Consider the following 23,590-nt stretch of genomic DNA (forward strand, 5'->3'; position numbering starts at 1 on the left):
AGTATGAGATGACAATCGAAGAAATTGTTCATGGTGAATCTAAAAATATCGAGTTTAAGGTAATGCTTCCAAAGGATTCGGAAAAATATACAAAGACGATTGTGGCGTTTGCCAATACCCAGGGGGGCCGCCTGATTATAGGCATTGATGATGAGACACATGAAGTGGCGGGGGTGGACGGTGATGCTGCTTTTCAGATTATGGACAAAATTGCCAATGCGGTTTCCGACTCCTGTATACCGCAGATTGTTCCGGATATAGAACTTCAGACAGTGGACAATCGAACGGTTGTTGTTGCCACGGTCATACCTGGTCCGAACAGGCCGTATTATCTGAAATCGAAGGGAAAAGAAAATGGGACGTTTATTCGGGTCGCAGGTACATCCAGGCCTGCACATCCTGAAAAGATTAAAGAGCTTGAAATGGAGGGTGCTCGAATTTCCTGGGATGAATTGACCTGTGTGGGCTATGAGGCGACAGAAAAGGAAATAAGAAAGCTTTGCAGAGATATTATGAAGTATCGGGAGAGGGCAGGTCTGCCGGGACATAAGGTGACACGCACTCAGCTTGTTAATTGGAAGCTTTTGAAAAATGGGGAAGATTCTTTTCTTGCGTCAAATGCCTTTGTTTTGCTGACATCTGATTATTTTCCTTTTTCCAAAACCCAGTGTGCCGTATTTAAGGGGAAGGAGAGAAGGGTTTTTCTTGATAAGCGTGAATTTACGGGACCCATTTATGAGCAAATTGAAAATGCAGCGGCATTTGTTTTACGAAATATTCAGTTGGGTGCAAGGATTGAAGGTCTAATCAGGAAAGAGGATTATGAGCTTCCGGTGGAAGCGATTCGTGAAATGATCATCAATGCACACTGTCACCGCAACCTGTCTGATTCTTCTTGTGTGCAGGTGGCGGTATATGATGACCGGCTGGAGGTTACATCTCCGGGCGGGCTTTATAATGGCATTACTTATGAAGAGGTAATGAATGGACGTTCAAAGCTTCGGAATAGGGTGATTGCACATATTTTTAATCAGATGGGGCTTGTGGAAGCTTGGGGAACCGGTATAAAGAGAATTATGGAAGCCGCAGAAGAATACGAACTTCCGACTCCCAAAGTACAGGTTTTTGACGATATGTTTCGAATTAATCTTTATCGCAGACGTTTATCGGAGGCTTGGGTGAGCTACAGTGATTTGCTGCGGGATCGTCCGTCTGGCATCAGAGAGTTCGGCGAAAGAATCGAGGAAAGTTCGGAGAAAGTTCGGAGAAAGTTCGGAGAAAGTTCGGAGAAAGTTCGGAGAAAAAAGGGAGAAAATTCGGAAGAGAATGTGGTTTTGTTAAATGAGACCCAGAGTAAGATACTGGAATTGATTCGGAAAAACAGCAGAATATCAGCTAAGGCACTGGCGGAATTGCTTTCTGTCTCTTCACGAGCTGTTGAGAAGAACATAAAATTACTAAAGAATCAGGGATTTTTGATTCGGCATGGTTCCCCCAAAAGCGGATACTGGGAAGTTATAAACAAATAGCAGATTAGTCAATGCGGTAAGAAGTGAAGTCGTAAAGGAGTATACGAATCCATGATAAAAAGGAAAGAGCACATCATCCATCAAATAGAACCAGGAAGTATTGCAGAGGAATTGGAGTTAGAGCCGGGGGACGTTCTGGTATCGGTAAACGGCCAGAATATACATGATATTTTTGACTATCATTACCTTATTAATGAGGAATATTTAGAACTTTTGATCCGCAAACCAGACGGGGAAGAGTGGGAGCTGGAGATTGAAAAAGAATATGAGGACGATTTAGGTATTGTGTTTGAAAATGGTCTGATGGACGAATACCGTTCCTGCCGAAATAAGTGCATGTTCTGTTTTATTGATCAGCTTCCCAAGGGGATGCGTGATACTCTTTATTTTAAAGATGATGATTCCCGCCTTTCCTTTTTACAGGGGAATTATGTAACTCTGACAAATATGAGTGATGAGGATGTGGAGCGTATTATCCGCTACCATCTGTCGCCTATCAATATTTCCTTTCACACGATGAACCCAGAGCTTCGCTGCAAGATGCTGAATAATCGTTTTGCCGGGGATGCTCTTGAAAAAGTGGAGAAGTTTTACGAAGCCGGGATTTCCATGAACGGTCAGGTTGTGCTCTGCAAAGGTATAAATGACGGGGCGGAGCTGGAATACAGTATAGAGCAGCTTACAAAGTATCTTCCCCATCTTCAAAGCGTTTCCATTGTACCGGTGGGTCTGACGGATCACAGGGAGGGCCTGTATCCCTTGGAGCCATTTGACAAGGAGGATGCCTGTAAGGTGCTGGAACTGATTCACAGATGGCAGGAACGGCTTTATGCCAGGCACGGAACTCATTTTGTACATGCAGGGGATGAGTGGTATCTTCTGGCGGGGCAGGAGGTTGCCAAAGAAGAAACCTATGACGGATACCTCCAGTTGGAAAATGGTGTAGGCATGGTGCGGCTTCTCCATGAGGAGATAGGCCGTGAGCTCATGCTAAAGACAGGAGATGACAGGAAGCGTAAGGTTTCCATAGCCACCGGAGCATTGGCAGCACCTCTGCTTAAAAAGGAAGCGGAAAAAATCCGCAGGAAGTATCCCAATGTAGAGATTCAGGTATATTCCATTGAAAATGACTTTTTTGGCAGACGTATTACCGTGGCGGGACTTCTCACCGGTCAGGATTTGGAGAGGCAGCTAAAGAACCGGGAGTTGGGCGATGCGCTTCTGCTTACGGAGCATATGATGAAAAGCGGCGAGCGGATTTTTTTGGACGATATGACCGTAGAAGAGCTTTCAAGGTCTTTACAAGTTCCCGTAATTATTGTAGAATCAGACGGAAAAGCTTTGTTGGAGGCAGTGCTTGGAGATAGTTAAAAACAGTAATATCCTGGCAGTGCACAGAACAATTTACGGACGAATTTTTTACGGCCGGAAATTGTTCTATATAGAGGTATACTGGCAGGATATTACAGGACTTTAAATAGGAGAAAAAATATGAGTAAACCAATCGTAGCCATTGTAGGGCGGCCGAACGTGGGAAAGTCCACCCTGTTCAACGCTCTGGCAGGAGAGGAAATTTCCATTGTAAAGGACACGCCGGGCGTGACGAGGGATCGAATCTATGCAGATGTCACCTGGCTGGATCATTCCTTTACGCTGATTGATACAGGAGGCATTGAGCCGGACAGCAGCGATGTGATTCTGTCCCAGATGAGGGAGCAGGCCCAGATCGCCATCGACACGGCGGATGTGATTATTTTTTTGACAGATGTACGCCAGGGGCTGGTGGATGCGGATTCCAAAGTAGCCGATATGCTGCGCCGTTCCATGAAGCCGGTAGTTCTGGTGGTAAATAAAGTGGACAGCTTTCAGAAGCTGATGCCGGATGTATATGAATTTTACAACTTAGGTCTGGGAGATCCCGTTCCCATTTCATCTGCGTCCCGTCTGGGCTTAGGAGATATGCTGGATGAGGTCATCGGGCATTTCTCAAAGGATTTGGAGGAAGAAGATGAGGATGACCGCCCCAAGATTGCCATTGTGGGCAAGCCCAATGTGGGAAAATCATCTATTATAAATAAGCTGACTGGTGAAAACAGGGTAATTGTGTCGGATATTGCGGGAACTACCAGGGATGCCATTGACACCAATGTAGTTCGGGGTGAGCAGGAATACGTGTTTATCGACACGGCAGGACTGCGCCGCAAAAGCAAGGTGAAAGAAGAGCTGGAGCGCTTCAGCATTATCCGCACCGTGACAGCCGTGGAACGTGCGGATGTGGTGGTGCTGGTGATTGATGCAGTGGAGGGCGTTACGGAGCAGGACGCCAAGATTGCAGGCATCGCCCATGAACGGGGCAAGGGCGTGATTATTGCAGTCAATAAATGGGATGCCATTGAGAAAAATGACAAGACGATCTATGAGTATACCAACCGGATCCGCACCACACTGTCTTATATGCCTTATGCGGAAATTCTGTTTCTCTCGGCGCTTACGGGACAGAGACTTCCCAAGCTGTTTGATATGATTGACATGGTGATTCAAAATCAAAATCTGCGGATTGCAACGGGCGTTCTCAATGAGATTGTGACAGAAGCCGTGGCTCTGCAGCAGCCGCCATCAGACAAGGGGAAACGCCTGAAGATTTTCTATGTAACCCAGGTGGCAGTAAAGCCGCCTACCTTTGTGATTTTTGTAAATGACAAGGAGCTGATGCATTTTTCCTATACCCGGTATCTGGAAAATAAGATTCGGGAGGCATTTGGCTTTAAGGGTACGGCGCTTAAATTTTTTATACGGGAAAGAAAGGGGCAATAGAATATGGTACGCCTTGCTTGTGTACTGATTGGATATGTATTCGGATTGTTTCAGACCAGCTATTTGTATGGACGAATGAAAGGAATTGACATTCGGGAGCATGGAAGCGGCAATGCGGGGGCCACCAATGCACTTCGGACGCTGGGAAAAAAGGCCGGAGCCATTACCTTTTTCGGAGACTGCTTTAAATGTGTTTTTGCGGTGGTGGCGGTAAGACTTCTTTTTGCGGATTATGGTGATCCAAAGGAAAATATGGGAGTGCTTCTTGGCATGTATGCTTCCATGGGTGTAATTTTGGGACATAATTTTCCTTTTTATCTTGGTTTTAAGGGCGGCAAGGGAATTGCGGCTACGGCAGGCTTGTTTGTGAGCTTAGACCCGGTTTTGATGCTGATTGGAGCCACAAGCTTTGTGGTTTGTGTGGCAGTGACCAAGTATGTGTCTGCGGGATCGATTCTCGTTGTGATTGAGCTGCTGGCCGGGGTACTTATTTATGGGGGGCTTGGAAAATGGGGATTATCCCAGCCCTATCTGTATGAGCTGTACGGGATTACGGCGTTTTTAACCTTGCTGGCTCTTTATCGGCATAAGAAGAATATCAAAGGGCTTCTGCATGGGACAGAGCGAAAGCTTGGAGAGAAAGCGGATTAAAAATAAAAGGAATCTGAAAAAGGAGATGATGCTATGGCAAAGGTGAGTGTGATTGGTGCAGGAAGCTGGGGAACGGCACTGTCCATATTGCTGCACAAGAACGGACATGAGGTAACGCTCTGGTCAATTATGGAGGCAGAGGTTGCCATGTTAAATGAGCTTCATGAACATAAGGATAAGCTTCCCGGCGTGAAGCTGCCGGAGGATATGCGGATTACAACGGATTTGGAAAGCAGCGTGAAAGGGGCGGAGCTTCTTGTACTGGCAGTTCCCTCGCCGTTTACCAGAAGTACGGCCCACAGTATGGCCCCCTTTGCGGAGGACGGACAGATTATTGTAAATGTGGCTAAGGGGATTGAGGAAAGCACATTGATGACTTTGACGGATATTATTGAGGAAGAGATCCCGAACTGCCGTGCGGCGGTAATGTCCGGGCCGAGCCATGCGGAGGAAGTAGGCAGAGGGCTTCCCACTACGGTGGTGGCAGGAGCCCATGACCGGAAGACTGCGGAGTTTATTCAGAATATATTTATGAATCAGGTGTTCCGTGTATATACTAGCCCTGATATGCTTGGAATTGAGTTGGGCGGCGCTTTAAAAAATGTGATTGCTTTGGCGGCAGGTATTGCGGATGGACTGGGATATGGAGACAACACCAAGGCGGCATTGATTACCAGAGGCATTGCGGAGATGAGCCGTATCGGACTTGCCATGGGCGGACGGATAGAGACCTTTAACGGGCTGTCGGGTATTGGCGATCTGATTGTAACTTGTGCTTCCGTACACAGCCGGAACCGGAAAGCCGGGTATCTTATGGGTCAGGGTAAGACCATGAAGGAAGCTATGGATGAGGTGAAAATGGTTGTAGAGGGCGTTTACTCTGCCAAGGCAGCCGTGGCATTGGCAAGAAAATATCAGGTGGAGATTCCCATTATTGAGCAGGTGAATGCGGTTCTTTTTGAGGATAAGCCTGCCAGGGAAGCGGTGAATGAATTGATGCTGAGGGATAAGAAGATTGAGAATCCGCTTTTGCCTTGGGAATAAGCGGCAGGTTGTGTTCGCCCAAAGAAGGGCAGTAGGGCGCTTTGGATAGCAGGGCGTTTTCAGATAAGAACAAGTAAGGCCCGAGACTTTTGCTTGGGACGGAAGCACCGACGGCAAACTCGACGAGTTTTTCGATAAAAACTCGTCTCAAACAGTGCCGTCTTGCGTTCAAAGAACGCATGCTTCCTGATCGCAAAAGTCTCGGGCCAACATGTTCTAATCTGAAAACGCAGGCAATCCAAAGAGCCCTACTGCCCTTCTTTGGGCGGGATTTACGTTGCTGATGATCGTGTGTTGACAAAATCCGATCTTTTTTGTATACTGATGATAGAAAAAAATAAAAATCCAATCATTGGATGTGAAGGGAGATATTTTGAAAATTGAATTGAAGGATATTGAATTATATCTTTCTCAAGTGAAAGAGGCAGTTAGAAATAATAGGTATAGAATATCCGGAAATACAAAGCGTAAGGATAACATAGACCTTTTTTGAATTATGTTTTGGATGAGGCTAAGGCGAAAGAAATTTTGCTGAGCCTGACACCGACAGATTTTTCCGAAATTCTGCACAATGAACACAAGGGATTTGAGCATGAGTTACTGTATGTTTTTGGTAAGGATGTTTCCCTTTTGGAGAGGTATGGTTCAGAAGAAAGAATCGTTTCCCTGTATATCAAGTTTAACAAGTTGGACAACTGTTTCGTGATTGTAATTTCTTTCCACGAACAGAAGCACCCGCTTACATATTATTTTAAATAATAAGGAAAAGAAGATGGAGGCAGCATTATGATGGGGAAAGAAAGAATGGATTTTTGTGGGGAATGCAAAAGAGAGACCGAATATACATTGCAGAAGACATTTATTACAAAAACGATTAAGGATAAGGAATATCAATTTACAATAACAACAGCGGAGTGTACGGAATGCGGCGAAGAAATGAGTATTCCGGGGCTTATTGATAAGAATATCCGTGAGATTGATGAACAATTCCGGGCGGCAGAGGGGCTTGTTGCAGTAGACGATATTGAGAGATTGATGAAAATTTATAAGTTTGGCAAAGCCCCCATGTCTCTGGCTCTTGGGTTTGGCGAAGTGACAATTTCCAGATATCTGGCTGGCCAGGTGCCCTCTAAGGAATACTCGGACATTATACGTGCGGCTTTAAGCTCACCAGCCTATATGAAAAGGCTGTTGACAGAAAACAGGGAAAAGATAGCAGACACCGCATATAATAAGGCCATGGCTGCGGCAGTAAGCTTGGAGAAGCTTTTTTCCGTGTCCAAAAAGATGCTCCGGGTGATTGCATATGTGTTTGAAAGATTGGAAGAGGTTACACCTTTAATGCTGCAGAAGCTGCTTTATTTTATTCAGGGAATCTATTTGGGCCTGTATGGCATTCCTATATTTACGGAGGATTGCAGGGCCTGGGTTCATGGGCCTGTTTATCCGGAGGTTTACGATCTTTTTAGAGATTTCAAATATAATCCCATTGAGGATGCCCGCTTTGCAGTTCTTGAAAAATCTGCGGCTGAACTGACCAAAGAGGAGAAAAGGGTGATTGATCTGGTGGTAAATACCTTTGGAATCTATGGAGGAAAGGTTCTGGAAAAAATTACGCACAATGAAGAACCTTGGCGTAGTGCACGAAGAGGTTATGGGGATGGCATCTCATCTAATGTGATGCTGGGAAAAGATGATATCAGGATATACTATGAAGCTGTGAATAAAAAATATGGAGTTTCCACGGAAGAGGGAATTAGGAAATATATTCAGGATATGTTAAAGAAAACTTCTTAATCAGATAGACGAATAAAGTAATAGCAATTTTGGGGCTGTCGGGAAATAAGACATCAGCCATTTCTATACCCTGTGTTCGGACGGTTTGTGTACATTCTGTCTGCTCTGTACGGACATTAAAAAGCAATATCCGTACATATCAGACAGTCTATACACAAACAGCCGGACACTGGGTATTAGAAAAGTCTTCTGTCTTATTTCCCGACAGCCCCTTATAGTAATCTATATATTTCCCTTGTACCCATAGGGTATAGAACATTGGAACTTCCCAATTTTTTAAATTCCATTCCTGGTTCGATTCCTATATTCCTGAGGATTCATCCCGTAATACCTTTTAAACTTCTTATAAAAAAATCCAAGATTTTCATAACCAATACCATTCGCAATTTCATAGATTGGCAGATCCGTATTGGTTAATTGGAAACAGGCCTGAGACATTTTTTGAGCCATAATCAGCTCCGTAAATGTTTTGCCTGTTTTCTTTTTCAGATATGTACTCAAATAGGCAGTGCTGAAGCCAAAAGTCTCCGCCGTTGTCAGCAGGGTGGCAGTCTTAAAATTATCCTCCAGATATTGAAGAATTTTAATAGTAAGGTTCATTTTATTCAAAGAATAACGGTTCAGAGTGTTCTTTTGAAATAGTGTGGCAAGATGTGTGAAAATGATGACCATATAAGCATCAATAATCTCAGAACGGCGATACTGCAGCTCATAATATTCACACATCAGTTGCTGTATGTAAGTACGCAGCAGTAAATCATTTTCCGTATGAAAGATCAGATAGTGCTTGGAATTTGTCTGATCGGAAAGGATATGGCTGATAAACTGTGCAACAATACCCTGAGAAGACAGATTAGATAAAAAATGTGTCGTAAAAAAACATTTTCTCATAACAATATCCATATTGATATCATCTTCTCCTATATACCGGACTTCATGAGGGGTATTCGTATCCAGAATCAGTACATCTCCGGTGTTCAGATGTATTTCTTCCCCATTGATAACATGGGTAATAGCTCCCCGATACACATAATTAAATTCAATGATCGTATGCAGATGAAGGGGAATGCTTGTATAACGGGAATCTTTATTAATGCAGATATTATGGTTTTGGAGAAGATCTTCACAACGAAACAGATAAATTTCTTCGCTATTGTATGTAGTTTTGGCAATCTTTTGATAGCGTATGGATAAAACATCAGGGTGAGCGAGATGATATTTTTCACTTTCTGTTGTGGTATACAATAATTCTTCCAGTTCATTAACTGTCATAAACGGCCTCCCACATAAAAAGATATTGACTGTACTAATATTAAAATATTTAAATTGGTAAGTCAAATGAAAAAGAGGGGACATTGTTGAAAGTAATATGCCCCGGTATAATGTGGATATCAGAAGAGAAAACGAAGGAAAAAGAATATCATGGGAATTAAATGGAAAAAGAAAGATTTCGTCAGTCTGATATGTGTTATAACGGCAAGCTTTCTGATAGCTGTGAATCTGAATACATTTGTGGAACAAGGCGGTTTAATTCCTGGAGGCTTTAATGGAATCACCAAGCTGATTCAACGTGTTGCACTTGCCTTTTTGGGGATACGGATTCCATTTTCACTTATCAATTTTTGGCTGAATGCTTTTCCGGCTATTGTTTGTCTTCGGTGTGTAGGAAAAAAGTTTACAATATTTTCTATTGTTATGGTGCTTATGACGGGCTTTTGGACAGATATCCTACCGGTATACCATGTGACAGGTGATTTGCTTCTGATTTCTGTTTTTGGCGGAATACTGAATGGCTTTGCCAATAGCATTGCTTTGAATGGTGGAAGCAGCAGCGGCGGTACGGATTTTATCGCCATGTTTCTTTCAGAGAAATATAATATTGCAACCTGGAATTATGTACTGGTCCTTAATGCAGCAGTTATTGTTATATCGGGAATACTGTTTGGTTTTGACATAGCATTATATTCCATTATTTTTCTGTTTTGCCACACTCAGGTATTAAACCTGCTGGATAAGCGTTATCAGCGGAAAACCATATTTATTATAACAAAGCATCCCAAGACCCTGGCGAGAGAACTGATGACATTAACAAACCATGGAGTGACCCGATTTGAAGGGGTTGGATGCTACAGCGATGAAACGAAACATATGCTCTATACGGTCATTGGAGAGCGGGATGTGAAAGCCGTGCGAAAATTTATTCATGAGATAGATCCAAAGGCATTTGTTAATATTACGAATTCGGAGCAGCTGGAAGGAAACTTTTACATAAAACCACTAGAGTAGGAGAAAGATATGCTGAAACAATGGATTGAGGAACATCAAGAGCTGGAACGGGAGATTATAGAACACCGCCATTATCTTCACCAGCATCCGGAGATTGGCTCAAAGCTGCCTTTAACCAGTAAATATGTATATGATACATTGGTGTCCTATGGATATCAGCCAATTAAAATGGCAGTCAGCGGAATGTATGTTTTAGTAGGAAAGCCGTCAGAAAAAACATTGCTTCTCAGGGCGGATATGGACGGACTTCCGATGAAGGAGGAAACCAATGAGCCTTTTAAAAGTAAAAATCAGAATATGCATTCCTGTGGTCATGATATGCACACCGGCATGATGCTGGGAGTGGCAAAACTGTTAAAGGAACAGGAAAGTCAATTGAAAGGCTGTATTAAGATTATGTTTCAGCCCCACGAAGAGGGTCTGGTGGGAGCCGCAAACATGATAAAAGAAGGGATTCTGGAGAATCCCAAGGTAGATGCAGCCTTGGCTGTCCATGTGGAGGCAGGGATGGACGACAGCGGGATTCTCCGTTATCGGAAAAAAGAAACAACAGCAGCCTCCACAATTTTTGAAATTACGGTTACAGGTAAGAGTGCACATGGAGCACAGCCCCATTTGGGAATAGACCCTATCAATGTGGCGGTAAGAATTTATCTGGGATTTCAGGAGCTGATCGCCCGTGAGCTGCCTGCCTCATCTACCAATGTTTTGACCGTGGGAATGCTTCATGCAGGAAGCAGTCATAACATTGTTCCGGAGACGGCATTTATGAAATGTTCTCTTCGCTCATTTTGCGAAGAAGAGCAGCGGTATATTTTGAAAAGAGCGGAAGAGATCAGCAGCGGAATAGCTGCTGCATACGGTGCAAAGGTAAAGATAGAAGAAGTGAATTCCGCACCATGCACTTATAACGATCCGGCTCTGACAGAAGAAATTATCGGATACAGCAAGGAGATTTTTAAGGAAAGCTTACAATACAGGGAAAAACCATTGCCTGTATCTGAGGATTTTTCCAGAATCAGTGAACAGGTTCCCAGTTGCTTTGTTACCTTGGCAGCCGGATCGCCCCAAGAGGGCTACTGTTATCCGCAGCATAATCCGAAAGTCACTTTTGACGAAGGAGTTATGATAAAAGGCTGCTTTTTTCTATATCACAGTGCCGTACAGTGGCTTTTGCATCATAATCCTTAAATTGGAGAAGCAAGCAATGTGCTTTAAATAAAAATAAAAGAAAGGCAGGTATGAAAAGGTATGAAAAAAATTGTTTTACTGTGTTCCGCAGGCATGTCCACAGGGATGCTGGTGAAAAAGATGGAGGAGGCAGCGGCAGAAATGGGGTATGAAGCCGATATTCATGCATGGCCGGTTGCGGAGGCGGAAAGAGTGACAAAGGATGCGGATATTGTTCTTTTAGGACCGCAGATTCGCTTTCAGCTAAATCGGATGAAAGGAATTGCATCTTGTCCGGTGGAGGCTATTGATATGACTGCTTATGGGCTGATGAACGGCGAGAAGGTTATGAAGCGTGTAAAGGAAGTACTTGGAGAGTAATTTACAGGAGGGAAGGTTTGAAAATGAAAAAAGAAGAAATGCTTGATAAGGCGATGCTGGTGGCAGATAAAATACAGACGAATAAATATTTGATGTCCGTGTCGAACGGATTGATGGCAACACTTCCTCTTTTGATGGTAGGTTCCATCTGTATGGTCATCAACATTTTTCCGCTGGATGTCTGGAAAAATTTCCTCACTAATATTGGCATAAGTCCCATTCTGTCTCTGGGATCTACTCTGACAACCAGTATGATTTCATTGTTTGCAGCTTTTACGATTGCCTATCGCTTCGCAGAACTGGATGGAAAAAAAGCTGTTACGGGCGGCTTGATTGGCCTGCTGGGATTTTTAATTGTGACACCGATTTTTAATCTGAAAAATGAAGGAATTGATTTTAATGGATTAACCAATGTGCTGCCCTTTACATGGCTGGGAGCAAAGGGACTGTTTACAGCTATTATTGTAGCTCTATTGGGGGCTAAGGTCTACTGTGTATTGGTTGATAAAAATATTACCATCAAAATGCCGGAGGGTGTACCGGCCAATGTGTCCAGTACATTTGCAGGCTTGCTTCCTACTATTATTGCCTCCGCTATGTTTTTGGTGATTCATGGGATTTTTAATTTAACTCCATGGGGGAGCTTTGCAGATTTTATATATGATGTAATTTCTATGCCGTTAAATAATCTGTCAGACAGTGTTTGGTCTCTATGCTTTATTGTGCTGGTACAGATGCTTTTATGGTGCTTCGGACTGCATGGCTCTATTGTAGTATCAAGCTTTATCAATGCTTTATATATGCCAATGGATATGATAAATCAGGAAGCGGCTATGGCTGGAGCAGAGCTTCCAAATATTCTGGGCAAAACCTTTTATTCCATTTATTCAGGTATTGGTGGAGCAGGCGGAACCTTATCCCTGGCATTGCTGCTGTTTTTTGTAGCTAAATCAAAGAAGCACAGGATGCTGGGTAAGTTAACGCTGCCTCCGGGACTGTTTACAATTAATGAACCATTGGTTTTCGGACTTCCATTGATTTTGAATCCGGTTATGGCAATTCCTTTTATCGCCGTACCGTTAGTTCAGACATTGCTGGCTTATATGGCCACGTTGCTGCATTTGGTTCCTCGTTTAAATGGCGTTCAGATTACCTTTGGCGTTCCGGTTCTGTTTAATGGTTTTGTGGCCGGAGGATTCCGGGTTGTGCTTTTGCAGATTGTATTAGTACTGGTAGGGGTTGTAATATATTATCCTTTCTTTAAAGTGATTGAGAAACGGGCTCTGGAGGAAGAGAAAGCATTTGAAGAAAAACAGATAACACAGGGGTAGGATATGGCGATTTCAGTAAGCAGTGATAACAGAACATTTCAAAGAAACGGAAAACATTTTTTCTATCTGGCAGATACCTGTTGGAGTGCTTTTACAAATATCACATTGGAGGAATGGGAGTACTATCTGGAACTACGCAGGCAGCAGGGATTTAATGTCATTCAGATAAATGCTCTTCCTCAATGGGATGCCAGCGGGACGGAGCTGAACTGCTATCCGTTTCCAACAGAAAATAAGCAGAAATTTCATTTTACAGAATTAAAAAATGAGTATTTTATCCATGGGGCAAAAATGTGTGAAATGGCAAAGGCAAAAGGCTTTGAACTGGCCCTGGTAGTGCTTTGGTGCAACTATGTGCCGGATACCTGGGCCAGTGAAAAGGTGCCGGACAATATCATGCCTTATGACTTCCTGGATGGATACATAAAAAAGCTGCATGAAACATTCACCGGTTTTGATCCGATCTATGTAATCAGCGGAGACACGGATTTTGCTACGGAACGTGCAAAATCTTATTATAAAAAGGCCAGCGATATGTTAAAGCAGTTAGCTCCGCAGTGCTTACAGACATTCCATATCCGGGGACGTCTGGATTCCGTTCCGGAAGAGTTTCTGGGGAACATGGATTTTTATATGTACCAGTCCGGGCATAATGCACAGCCGGAGAATATGAGTATGCCCTATACATTGGCACAGACTTTTTACAAGAATTATCCGGAAAAGCCGATTTTAAACAGTGAGCCATGCTATGAGCAAATGGGGTATTCCCACCGTATGTACGGAAGATTTTATCCCTATGATATCCGCAGGGCGGGCTGGATGAGCCTGCTGTCAGGCGGATGTGCCGGGATTGCATACGGTGCTCATGGAATTTACAGCTGGCATCGGGTAGGGCAGAGATTCGGAGCCGGTTTGGGAGAGGGCTTTGATGCTCCTAATTCATGGAATGATGCAGTCAAATATCCGGGAGCGTGGGATTATGGATATATGAAATACATATTCCGAATATATGGAATTCAGTCTTTGATACCGGCAGATATTATTGCAAATCCAAGCAGGGACATCCGATGTGCCATGACGCCGGAACAGGAAAAATATCTGATCTATGTTCCGAATAATACTTGTGTCAGGCTGACAATGAATCCGAAAGATTTTGAAATCGTAACAATTGACCTGATGACCAGACAGGTGGCCTATCCGGAGGTTGGGGAGAAAAAGGGGCTGCATTTCATTGGAATGCATCGATTTGAACAGGACGCACTTGTTATTTTAACCAAAAAGAAAAAGGAGATCTGACAGATGGAAGGGATGGAACTGATTTGTTTTCAGATTATAACAGCTAACGGAAGTGCAAAGTCCTGCTATATTGAGGCACTGCAGGAGGTAAAAAAGGGAAATTATGCACGGGCCGATGAATTGATTGCGGAAGGCGATAAGATGGTCATAGAGGGGCACGATATTCATTTAAGCCTTTTAGCAAAGGAATCAGAGGGGAAAAAGACGGAAATCAGTCTGCTTCTGCTGCATGCGGAAGATCAGGCGATGAGTACGGAAGTAATAAAGATCATGGTATTGGAGCTGATAGAATTGTACAAAGAAAGGGATAGAAAGGGAACGAAATCATGAGAAAGGGATTTCCAAAGGACTTTCTCTGGGGAGGGGCTACGGCCGCTTCCCAGGTGGAAGGCGGATTTGATCGGGGTGGAAAAGGACTTGATACACAGGACTGCCGCCCGAATAATGCTCATCTGAGCAGAACAGAGAGAAATTTAAAAATAAATAAACAGATGACTACGGAAAAATTTCAGAAAGCAATTGCCTGTAGGGACAAAGGTGATTATCCTTTTCGCTGGGGAGCTGAGCAATACAGTCACTATAAGGAAGATATTGCTTTGTTTGCGGAAATGGGAATGAAGCTGTACCGGCTGTCCATAAGCTGGGCCAGAATCTTTCCAAATGGAGATGAGGAAACGCCCAATGAGGAAGGCTTGCAGTATTACAGGGATGTATTTGCCGAATGTAAAAAATATGGAATGAAGATTTTGGTAACTATGCTTCATTATGCGGTTCCGGTACATTTGGTGACGGAATATGGCGGATGGAAAAATCGAAAAATGATTGATTTCTTCTGCAGGTATGCGGAAACCCTGTTCGCTAATTTTGGAGATGTGGTTGATTATTGGCTTCCGTTTAATGAGATCAACGCAGGAAAATTTAATCCTTATAATGGCGTGGCATTGCTCAAAGATCAGGAGGAGCATTATGAAGAGGCGATCCAGCAGGCCCTCCATCATCAGTTTATTGCAAATGCAAGAACAGTGAAGCTGGCTCATGAGATGCTTCCGGGGAGCAAGGTGGGATGTATGATTGCCCGTTTCTGTCATTATCCGGCAACCTGTCATCCGGAGGATGTCATGCAGCAGATACATGATGAGCAGTATAGTAACTGGTATTTTACGGATGTTATGGTAAGAGGCTATTACCCGGAATATATGGATCGCTACTTTGAAAATAAGAATATCCATATACGGATGGAGGATGGTGACACAGAGCTGCTGAAGCAATACACTGTGGATTTTGTTTCCTTTTCTTATTATTTTACCCAGGTATCTACAACAGATTCCGCATGGGAAAAAACAGACGGCAACTTGATTGTGGCAGCAAAGAATCCATATCTGCAGGCCAGTGAATGGGGGTGGCAGAAAGATGCCATGGGACTTCGCATTACGTTAAATCAGGTTTACGACCGATACCATATTCCCATTTTTATTGCGGAAAACGGACTGGGAGCAGTTGATCAGGTGGAAGAGGATGGTTCCATTCATGATCCCTACCGAATTGAATATTTGAGGGATCACATTAAGGCAATGAGGGATGCTGTGGAGGATGGCGTTGATTTATTTGGTTATACTCCATGGGGGATCATCGACCTGGTTTCCTGCGGTTCCATTGAGATGAGTAAGCGTTACGGCGTGATTTATGTGGATTGTGATGATTTTGGCAATGGAACTTTTAAGCGGAGTAAAAAGGATAGTTTTTATTGGTATCAACGGTGCATTCGAACGAACGGAGAAGAGCTGGAATAAGGAAATTCCCATAGGGACTTGTATTGCGGTGTGCTCTTGGGTGTAATACATATACTTATAAGTGGAAATTTTAAGGGGATGTCATACATAACGGATTCTTAGTTATGGAAAGGCATCTCTTTTCCATATGCTTTAAAATTGGGAGACGCAGTAACGGAGCTTGCGAATGCAAAATATAGTTGAATTTTTACATAATTTACCATATAATGAATAACATCCCTAATATTTACAGCAGGGAATTTCTAATTCACAGCCAATTCGGCTAAATTTCCAGATGGAGCCATAACAGAGACAAAGGAGGCTTGAGACAAAGGCAGTTCTATGATTGCAAAAGATAAGAAATTTAACTATAATAGAAAGGAAATCATATATGACAGAAACAAGACAACTGAATAAGCGGATGCCAAAAGAGGAAAGTGCCTATAAGCCTTTAAAAGAGCTGAATCTAATGGATGACTTTCTCTTTGATGTAACCACAATGGATCTGGAGGCCTGCAAGATCATCATTGAGCTTTCCCTTGGGATGAACTTAAAAAGCATCCGATGGAAAGAGGGCCAGAAAGTAGTCCACAACCTGCCTGGAAAGCGTGGGATTCGAATGGACTTCTGCGTGGAGGATGGGGAGGGAAACTTCATAGACGTGGAAATGCAGAAGCGCAATGAAGGAAATCTACCCAAGCGCACCCGGTTTTACCAGGCACTCACAGATGCCCCCATTTTAAAAAGCGGGGAGAAGGGTTTTGACAATCTGCCGCCCTCATATCTGGTTATTATCTGCGGTTTTGACCTGTATCATCGTGGAAAGTACCGTTATACCTTTGAACATAGCTGCAAAGAGGTTCCGGGACTTCATCTGGGGGATGAATGCCTGAAAATTTTTCTGAATACCAAGGGAACAAACGATGACGAGGTAGACCGTACCCTGATTGATTTTCTTCATTACGTGGAAAACAGCAGTGAAGAGGAGCTTCCTGAGGATTGTGATGAGCGCCTTAGGCATCTGCATAGCAAGGTAACGCAAATTAAGCTGAGCGGAGAAATGGAGGCGGCATACATGCGGACAGAAGAGAGAGAACGTCTGATACGGGAAAAGGGAGAAATGGCAGGTATAAAGAAGGGAGAAAAAATAGGAATATAAAAGAAAGAGATTCAGATTATCTGCAGCAATCTTCAAAAAGGCAGAACCCCAGAGGAAATAGCTGACTTCCTGTGCAAAAATCTGACAGAAGTTCTGGAAATCTGTCGTATAGTAAAAGCATCTGCCCCGGAATATGACCTTGAGAAAATCTACAAAGAATTAGAAAGTGTTCAAAAATAGTAGAATAATAGTGGAAGAATAGCTTACATAAAGCGGCTATGGGAAAATAGACAGCAGATTTTTCCCATAGCCCTTTTTGATGCATCCGTTTTCTCAAAGACCACCTCAAAATTTTCTTTATTTCTGCGAGCAACGAGCCAAGCGGACATGCTGGCATGTCCATTTGGCGACTGCAGCAAGGATCAAATACTCCGCAGCTTGCTGCGTTACAAGCTTGATGCCCTGTCAGCTTGCTGTGGGGTATTTGACTAAATGAGGAACAAAGAAAAGGCAGCATATTTAAATTGACACTTGACATATGAGACTACTTATAGTAGTCTGTAATTGAATATATGAGACTACATAGAGTAGTATGAAAGAAAGGAAAAGCTATGGCAGAGATACAGTTAGGCGTGATTGAGGCACAGTTTGCAGATATGATTTGGGAACGAGAGCCGGTTACTTCTTCAGAGCTGGTAAAGCTGGCAGCAGAGGCGTTTACCTGGAAACGGACAACAACCCACACAGTCCTAAAGCGGCTCTGCGAAAAAGGATTGTTTGAAAACAATAAGGGAACAGTGACCAGCCTGATTTCCCGTTCGCAGTTCTATTCCATCCAGAGCAGACGGTTTGTGGAGGATACCTTTGAAGGTTCCCTGCCTGCGTTTATTGCGGCCTTTACGAAAAACAGCAGGCTGACTTCTGAGGAAGCGGACAAGATCAGAAAGATGATTGATGAAGCGGAGAGTGCGGAACTGGAATAGTCCAGCTAAGAAATGTCAAGTGTTTTAAGAAATATTTTATGCTGGACGGTAAAGTCGCAAAGGCACACGAGAGGAACTTTCATGAGTGCCCTTTCGAATGAAAGTTTCTCTCATTATAGGTGTGCCGAAGTGACTTTACCCTTTCGTACCGCCCGGTAGCAACTTAAGATAGGAGGTCTATAGATGGACAGGATATTTTTAAGCTTGTTAAATCGAAGCATTGCCGCAGGTTGGCTGATTCTGGCAGTGCTGATGCTTCGGCTGCTGCTGAAAAAGGCACCCAAATGGATCCCTTGCATCCTTTGGGGAATTGCAGCTGTCCGCCTGATCTGTCCTTTTTCCCCGGTAAGCGCATTCAGCCTGATTCCCAGTGGGGAAACGTTAAGCCGCACGACTGTCATGTATGCCCAGAGCCCGGAGATTACCAGCGGCGTTTCCGTTCTTAACCGTGCACTGAATCCTGTTATCCGTGGGACCTTTGCGCCGGCCCCCGGCGCCAGTGTCAATCCTCTGCAAGTCTGGATGTTCCTTGGCGGAATCCTGTGGGCGGTTGGATTGACAGCCCTGCTTTTGTACGCTTTGGAAAGCTTTTTACGCCTACATATCCGGCTTCGGGAATCAGTGCCCCTAGAGAGAAACATCCGCCTTTGCGATGCGATAGAATCCCCGTTTATTCTGGGAATTGTGCGTCCGAGGATTTATCTGCCATCCGGCATTAAGGAAGAGGAAATGAAGTATGTTCTGGCCCATGAGCATGCGCATTTGAAGAGGAAGGATCACTGGTGGAAGTTCCTGGGCTACTTTCTGGCGGCAATATACTGGTTTCATCCCCTTGTGTGGGCAGCTTACATTCTGTTTTGCCGTGACATGGAGCTTGCCTGTGATGAAAGGGTGATTAAAGGGCTGGATATTGAAGGGAAAAAAGCTTATTCTCATGCCCTGGTTACATGCAGTGTGTCAAAGAGGACCGTTATGGTCTGCCCAGTGGCCTTTGGCGAGGTTGGGGTAAAAAAACGGGTAAAGGCAGTTTTACATTATCAAAAACCTGCTTTCTGGGTGATACTTGCCGCCATTTTTGCCTGTGTTATAGTTGCCGTATGCTTTTTAACCAATCCCAGAAAAGACACCTACGAGGTGAGGATTGTAATTCCCGCAGGCAGCGAGGGAGAAATCTACTATTCAGATGCAGAGATTTCACCCTATGGAAATAAGATTACGCTCTGGGCAGGGGAGGGCTTAAGCGACACAGAGGTTGTCCTGATGCCATTGAATTCCGACGGAGAGTGGGCTCCGGTGCCTGTTTATATGACGCCGGGAATGCCTGTGAGTATGGAAGCTGCAAAAGACGTATGGTACCGTATCGGCGTAAACGTGAGCAATCCCTCCACGGAAGAGAAGGATGTGTATGTAAAGGCAGAGGGCATAAAGATACGGATTGCTTCCGGCATAGAGGATAATGTAACATATGATATCATCCCCATGGTTATGGTAAATGGCAAATATTATTATGATACCGGCCGGACGAGCAGCAAGACAGAGCACAGTACGGAAATGGATGGAGAGATCACTTCCGCCGTAGACGGCTCCCAAAAGCCAACGGAAAATAATCAGTCCAATTTTGGCACAGGATATGGCTATCAATGGGGAGAGGATGATACCATTGAAGTTCATATAGATGGAAAATGGGTGATTTTTGAATACCGCAGCGGGGATGGAAGCCTGATTCGCTATGGGGATCAGTGGTACAGTCAGGGTGATTTGTCCAAGGAAACCATAGAGTGGCTTTATTGGTATAACGGTCTTACCAAAGAAGAGCAGATGGCTGTAAGTGCTGTCCCCTCTGATCTATATGATTTAATTTATACCGGAAATGAATCTGATCTGCCGGCAAAGACGGAGGATGCAAATGGAGATCCTCTAAACGAAGCCATTCAAAAGGCAATTCTTGAGGAAAATGCTTCCTCCTACGGCGATACGTATGATTTGGCATGCTGTGATTTCCTTGCATTGGCAACAGAGGTTATGGGGCCTGCGGCAGAAGATACAAAAAGCAGCATTGTTGCCCACTATGGCTGGGCCTTGTATCAGGAATATCAGATTACCAATGAGGGAATAAAGGACGTAGGCGGCAGCCATATTCCGGTTGTATTGACCTTTGAAGAAAAGGACGGAAACTATGAATTAAAGGAATACTGGAAGCCCCGTGAGGGAAGCTATTTTGTCTCTGATATCCGCAGCAAATTTCCGGCGGAAATTGCGGAAGACGGAATTGACAGTCAGAAATTCGGCATTTCACAGATCCAAAGCTGCTACAGACAGGCAGTGGAATTTTCCGGCCTTGACACGGATAAAGTGATTGAAAGATTATTGGACGCCATTTGTTCGGGGCCAAATGCTTCCTCCAATCCCCGGGACTATATGGAGGCTCATTTTATAGAATACCGGGAGCTTTTGTATTATGGAGAGTACACCCTCCGTTATTGCCTGAACCGTTTTCGGCAGGGAAATGAAACAGGCTTGGAAGGGAAGATAATGGCTCTTATATGTGAGGAGCTTATGCAGACAAAGGGAACCATTCCGGCGGACGCCCAGACAGCGGAAACAGGGCAGTTTTGGTATGATACCCTCTACGCCCATGGGAGTAATCGGGTAGATCCGTATCTGGAATGAGTTTACGCCAGGCACTGAATTCGATTATCCGAATTCTAAGGCCCTGTTACACAAAGCACAAACACAAAACAGTATCCTCTTCCCTGCTTGAATTGCTCAAAATATAGTGCTATACTTTCAATAGAAAGATATTCTGGTGGTGAGATTTATGTGTATAAACAAGAAAAGAAAGAATAAAGCCTGGCTCCATGCAAAGCCAGTATAAGCGACGCTTGCATGGAGTAAATATTAGTCGCTGACATATATTGCTGGCTTTGCTGCTTGACTAAATCAATCAAGGAGAAAGCCGCATATGAAATACATGAATGCAAATGAGATTCTCCCTGCCTGGCTGGTTGAAGAATTGCAAAGGTATATGCAGGCAGGTTATATCTATATTCCTGCAAAAACTGAACAACATAAATCTTGGGGAGAATTATCCGGCTACCGGAAAGAGCTTGAAAAGCGTAATAAAAAGATTATTTCAGAATATAAGCAAGGGGTATCTATGGAGGAGCTTGCTGAATATTACCATCTTTCGGTTTATGCCATTCGAAAAATAATATATCAAAGATAATTATAGGGAGCTGCTTAAAAAAGTGGCTCTCTCTTTTTATACACATTACGTCTGTAATGTTTGGTGTATGGAAAATACCGCAGCAGATGAATAAAATTGTGTTATACACGAACAACAGGAGGGAAAAAATGGCTGATTCAAAGAAAATATACCCACGTACAGGAGATACGCAGACAGTTTATCTTAAAAATGTGATTACAAAACCCAATATTGAAGTCGGCGATTATACAATGTACAACGATTTTACAAATGACCCTGCAGGGTTTGAAGAAAATAATGTATTGTATCATTATCCAATCAATCATGACAAGCTTATAATCGGAAAGTTCTGTTCAATTGCCTGCAAAGCGAAATTTCTTTTCAATAGTGCCAATCATACGTTGTCTTCACTAAGTACATATCCCTTTCCGCTCTTTTTTGAAGAATGGGGGCTGGAAAAAAAGAACGTGGCAGAGAGCTGGGATAATAAAGGCGACATTATAATCGGCAATGATGTATGGATTGGCTTTGAAGCTGTTATCTTAGCAGGAGTTACCATTGGCGATGGGGCAATCATCGGCACCCATGCCGTTGTCACAAAAGATGTGCCGCCATATACCATTGTAGGAGGCATTCCGGCAAAGCCAATTAAAAAACGGTTTGATGAAGATACTATTTCTGATTTGCTTCGTATCAAATGGTGGGACTGGTCAAGTGAAAAAATCTCCCGAAATATAGCGGCAATACGGTCGGGAAATATCAAAGAGCTTATGGAGGATTAAATATGTGCACGAGATTTGTATATAACGGAGACAATACCGTTGTCGGATTTAATTTTGACATTGACCTTTCCGTATGGACACATACGGTTATTGCAGAAAAGGACAGATTTTTTATTGGCATTAAAATGCCGGATAATAAATATCACTCTTTTCATGGAATCAACAGAAACGGAAATGTCGGGACTTTGCTTTATGTACATGGAAATAAGAACGGTGAATATTGTGACGGTGAGGGATGTATTACAGTTGCTGATTTGACAGAGAGCTACATTAAGGGTGAAATTTTATTCGATGATGCGCTCAATATTGTCCAAAACAAAAAAATTGTATATGCAAAAGACGCTGCCATGCAGACGATGCTTTCTGATAAGAACGGACGTGTCCTTATTATTGAACCGGGGATAGGATACCGTTTGGAGCATACAAAGTATTCACTGATTACCAACTATTCGATATTGAATCCCGAAATAACCAGACCCTACATTGTATCCGGAGATGACAGATTTGAGCGGGCTGATGAACAGTTAAAAAAGCAGAATGATCATTTTTCAGCTGCTGATGCGTTTGGCATATTGAACGCAGTAAGGCAGGAGGGACTTTGGGCAACACGGGTTTCTTTTGTATATTCTGTGGAAGAGAATCGGGTTTATTATGCTTTAAATAATGATTTTAAAAATATTAAGGAATACGGGTTTGACAGGAATCAGAAATAAAAAAGCGGGTTGATTTGGTGAGTGATTCTTATGCCTGTATGACGGATTGACATTCCTAACCTCAAGTTTGGAGTGATTTTATTATTCTTCGTAGTAAAAAGAAAGGGGATGAGGGCTGACGGCAACCCAAATCCCCGATCCTTGTTTTGCATGTTTTGAACCGGCAGTATGACAGAACCGGCTGCGATTTATCAAATGATCCGCTTATTTGGCCGGAATAATCTCTATCCAATAGCCGTCCGGATCTTCGATAAAATAGATCCCCATATCCGGATTTTCATAACAGATGCAGTCCATATCCTGATGTTTTTTGTGGGCGGCATCCATATCGTCCGTGGTAAAGGCCAAGTGGATCTCATTGTCACCCAGATTATAGTGATCCGCCTCCCAATCACGAAGCCAGGTAAGCTCCAGCTGAAAGCCGGTCTGGCCGTCCGTAAGGTAAGAAAGGATAAAGCTGCCGTCCCCGGCCTCCTTTCTCCGTGCTTCCTTAAGCCCTAAGGCTTTCTCATAGAAGCGTAAGGATTTCTCCAGATTGATAACATTGTAGTTGTAGTGTGCAAATTGAAAATTCATGGTTATTTCTCCTTTTTAAGTTGCTGCGCAACGGTACTAAAGGGTAAAGTTACTTCAGCACACACCTATGAGAGAAACTTTCATTCGAAAGTACACTCATGAAAGTTTCTCTCATGCGCTTTCGCAACTTTACCGTCCAGCGGAAAGTATTTCTTTTAAGCACT

The 23,590-nt window shown here is 43.5% G+C and carries 22 protein-coding genes; 20 read left to right on the forward strand and 2 right to left on the reverse strand.

What is annotated here, in order from left to right; translation table 11 throughout:
• Nucleotides 1-8: 8 nt before the first annotated feature.
• The 7 genes from VSQ61_RS12275 (at nucleotide 9) to VSQ61_RS12305 (ending at nucleotide 7,835) form a co-directional block, all read left to right on the forward strand.
• Nucleotides 9-1,529, forward strand: a complete 1,521-nt coding sequence (locus VSQ61_RS12275; protein WP_334344718.1) for an ATP-binding protein — start codon at nucleotides 9-11, stop codon at nucleotides 1,527-1,529.
• A 51-nt stretch (nucleotides 1,530-1,580) separates the two neighbouring features.
• The gene (locus VSQ61_RS12280; protein WP_334344719.1) at nucleotides 1,581-2,900 is read left to right on the forward strand and encodes a DUF512 domain-containing protein; all 1,320 of its coding nucleotides are present in this window, start codon (nucleotides 1,581-1,583) and stop codon (nucleotides 2,898-2,900) included.
• 120 nt (nucleotides 2,901-3,020) lie between these two features.
• Complete coding sequence (gene der / locus VSQ61_RS12285; RefSeq protein ID WP_334344720.1) at nucleotides 3,021-4,343, forward strand: ribosome biogenesis GTPase Der; 1,323 nt, start codon at nucleotides 3,021-3,023, stop codon at nucleotides 4,341-4,343.
• A 3-nt stretch (nucleotides 4,344-4,346) separates the two neighbouring features.
• Nucleotides 4,347-4,994 carry a glycerol-3-phosphate 1-O-acyltransferase PlsY gene (gene plsY / locus VSQ61_RS12290; RefSeq protein ID WP_334344721.1) on the forward strand — a complete coding sequence of 216 codons (648 nt, stop codon included), beginning with the start codon at nucleotides 4,347-4,349 and terminating at the stop codon, nucleotides 4,992-4,994.
• A gap of 33 nt (nucleotides 4,995-5,027) precedes the next feature.
• Nucleotides 5,028-6,038: an NAD(P)H-dependent glycerol-3-phosphate dehydrogenase gene (locus VSQ61_RS12295; RefSeq protein ID WP_334344722.1), complete on the forward strand. Its 1,011-nt coding sequence runs from the start codon at nucleotides 5,028-5,030 to the stop codon at nucleotides 6,036-6,038.
• Nucleotides 6,039-6,527: 489 nt separating this feature from the next.
• Complete coding sequence (locus VSQ61_RS12300; protein ID WP_334344723.1) at nucleotides 6,528-6,797, forward strand: hypothetical protein; 270 nt, start codon at nucleotides 6,528-6,530, stop codon at nucleotides 6,795-6,797.
• Between the two features lie 27 nt (nucleotides 6,798-6,824).
• Complete coding sequence (locus VSQ61_RS12305) at nucleotides 6,825-7,835, forward strand: type II toxin-antitoxin system antitoxin SocA domain-containing protein (protein WP_334344724.1); 1,011 nt, start codon at nucleotides 6,825-6,827, stop codon at nucleotides 7,833-7,835.
• A gap of 276 nt (nucleotides 7,836-8,111) precedes the next feature.
• Here the strand turns inward: VSQ61_RS12305 and VSQ61_RS12310 are convergent, their stop codons facing one another.
• Complete coding sequence (locus VSQ61_RS12310) at nucleotides 8,112-9,107, reverse strand: AraC family transcriptional regulator (protein ID WP_334344725.1); 996 nt, start codon at nucleotides 9,105-9,107, stop codon at nucleotides 8,112-8,114.
• 150 nt (nucleotides 9,108-9,257) lie between these two features.
• Between VSQ61_RS12310 and VSQ61_RS12315 the strand changes: the two genes are divergently transcribed.
• The 13 genes from VSQ61_RS12315 (at nucleotide 9,258) to VSQ61_RS12375 (ending at nucleotide 22,850) form a co-directional block, all read left to right on the forward strand.
• A complete protein-coding gene (locus tag VSQ61_RS12315) occupies nucleotides 9,258-10,121 on the forward strand; it encodes a YitT family protein (RefSeq protein ID WP_172540457.1) in 864 nt (287 codons plus the stop codon).
• A 9-nt stretch (nucleotides 10,122-10,130) separates the two neighbouring features.
• A complete protein-coding gene (locus VSQ61_RS12320; RefSeq protein WP_172540458.1) occupies nucleotides 10,131-11,312 on the forward strand; it encodes a M20 metallopeptidase family protein in 1,182 nt (393 codons plus the stop codon).
• A gap of 60 nt (nucleotides 11,313-11,372) precedes the next feature.
• Nucleotides 11,373-11,672 carry a PTS sugar transporter subunit IIB gene (locus VSQ61_RS12325; RefSeq protein WP_172540459.1) on the forward strand — a complete coding sequence of 100 codons (300 nt, stop codon included), beginning with the start codon at nucleotides 11,373-11,375 and terminating at the stop codon, nucleotides 11,670-11,672.
• A 23-nt stretch (nucleotides 11,673-11,695) separates the two neighbouring features.
• A complete protein-coding gene (locus VSQ61_RS12330; RefSeq protein WP_172540466.1) occupies nucleotides 11,696-13,003 on the forward strand; it encodes a PTS sugar transporter subunit IIC in 1,308 nt (435 codons plus the stop codon).
• 3 nt (nucleotides 13,004-13,006) lie between these two features.
• Nucleotides 13,007-14,299, forward strand: a complete 1,293-nt coding sequence (locus tag VSQ61_RS12335; RefSeq protein ID WP_334344726.1) for a glycoside hydrolase family 140 protein — start codon at nucleotides 13,007-13,009, stop codon at nucleotides 14,297-14,299.
• Nucleotides 14,300-14,302: 3 nt separating this feature from the next.
• Entirely contained in the window at nucleotides 14,303-14,629 is a 327-nt protein-coding gene (locus VSQ61_RS12340) for a PTS sugar transporter subunit IIA (RefSeq protein WP_172540460.1), read from the forward strand.
• Nucleotides 14,626-16,089, forward strand: coding sequence for a family 1 glycosylhydrolase (locus VSQ61_RS12345; RefSeq protein WP_334344727.1), 1,464 nt, complete (start codon nucleotides 14,626-14,628; stop codon nucleotides 16,087-16,089). Before VSQ61_RS12340 ends, VSQ61_RS12345 begins: the two co-directional genes overlap by 4 nt.
• A gap of 370 nt (nucleotides 16,090-16,459) precedes the next feature.
• Nucleotides 16,460-17,227, forward strand: a complete 768-nt coding sequence (locus VSQ61_RS12350) for an Rpn family recombination-promoting nuclease/putative transposase (protein WP_334344728.1) — start codon at nucleotides 16,460-16,462, stop codon at nucleotides 17,225-17,227.
• A gap of 551 nt (nucleotides 17,228-17,778) precedes the next feature.
• A complete protein-coding gene (locus tag VSQ61_RS12355; RefSeq protein ID WP_334344729.1) occupies nucleotides 17,779-18,150 on the forward strand; it encodes a BlaI/MecI/CopY family transcriptional regulator in 372 nt (123 codons plus the stop codon).
• Nucleotides 18,151-18,333: 183 nt separating this feature from the next.
• On the forward strand, nucleotides 18,334-20,820 hold the full coding sequence (locus tag VSQ61_RS12360; protein WP_334344730.1) for a M56 family metallopeptidase: 2,487 nt from the start codon (nucleotides 18,334-18,336) through the stop codon (nucleotides 20,818-20,820).
• Nucleotides 20,821-21,112: 292 nt separating this feature from the next.
• Nucleotides 21,113-21,376 (forward strand): CD3324 family protein, encoded by a 264-nt coding sequence (locus VSQ61_RS12365; protein ID WP_334344731.1) that lies wholly within the window; start codon nucleotides 21,113-21,115, stop codon nucleotides 21,374-21,376.
• Nucleotides 21,377-21,504: 128 nt separating this feature from the next.
• Nucleotides 21,505-22,137 carry a CatB-related O-acetyltransferase gene (locus VSQ61_RS12370; protein ID WP_334344732.1) on the forward strand — a complete coding sequence of 211 codons (633 nt, stop codon included), beginning with the start codon at nucleotides 21,505-21,507 and terminating at the stop codon, nucleotides 22,135-22,137.
• Between the two features lie 2 nt (nucleotides 22,138-22,139).
• On the forward strand, nucleotides 22,140-22,850 hold the full coding sequence (locus VSQ61_RS12375) for an Ntn hydrolase family protein (protein ID WP_334344733.1): 711 nt from the start codon (nucleotides 22,140-22,142) through the stop codon (nucleotides 22,848-22,850).
• Between the two features lie 204 nt (nucleotides 22,851-23,054).
• Here VSQ61_RS12375 and VSQ61_RS12380 read toward each other — a convergent pair whose 3' ends face one another.
• Nucleotides 23,055-23,426, reverse strand: coding sequence for a VOC family protein (locus VSQ61_RS12380; RefSeq protein ID WP_334344734.1), 372 nt, complete (start codon nucleotides 23,424-23,426; stop codon nucleotides 23,055-23,057).
• Nucleotides 23,427-23,590: the final 164 nt, after the last annotated feature.

It is taken from the genome of Candidatus Merdisoma sp. JLR.KK006 (assembly GCF_036941035.1).
Classification (GTDB): Bacteria; Bacillota; Clostridia; order Lachnospirales; family Lachnospiraceae; genus Laedolimicola.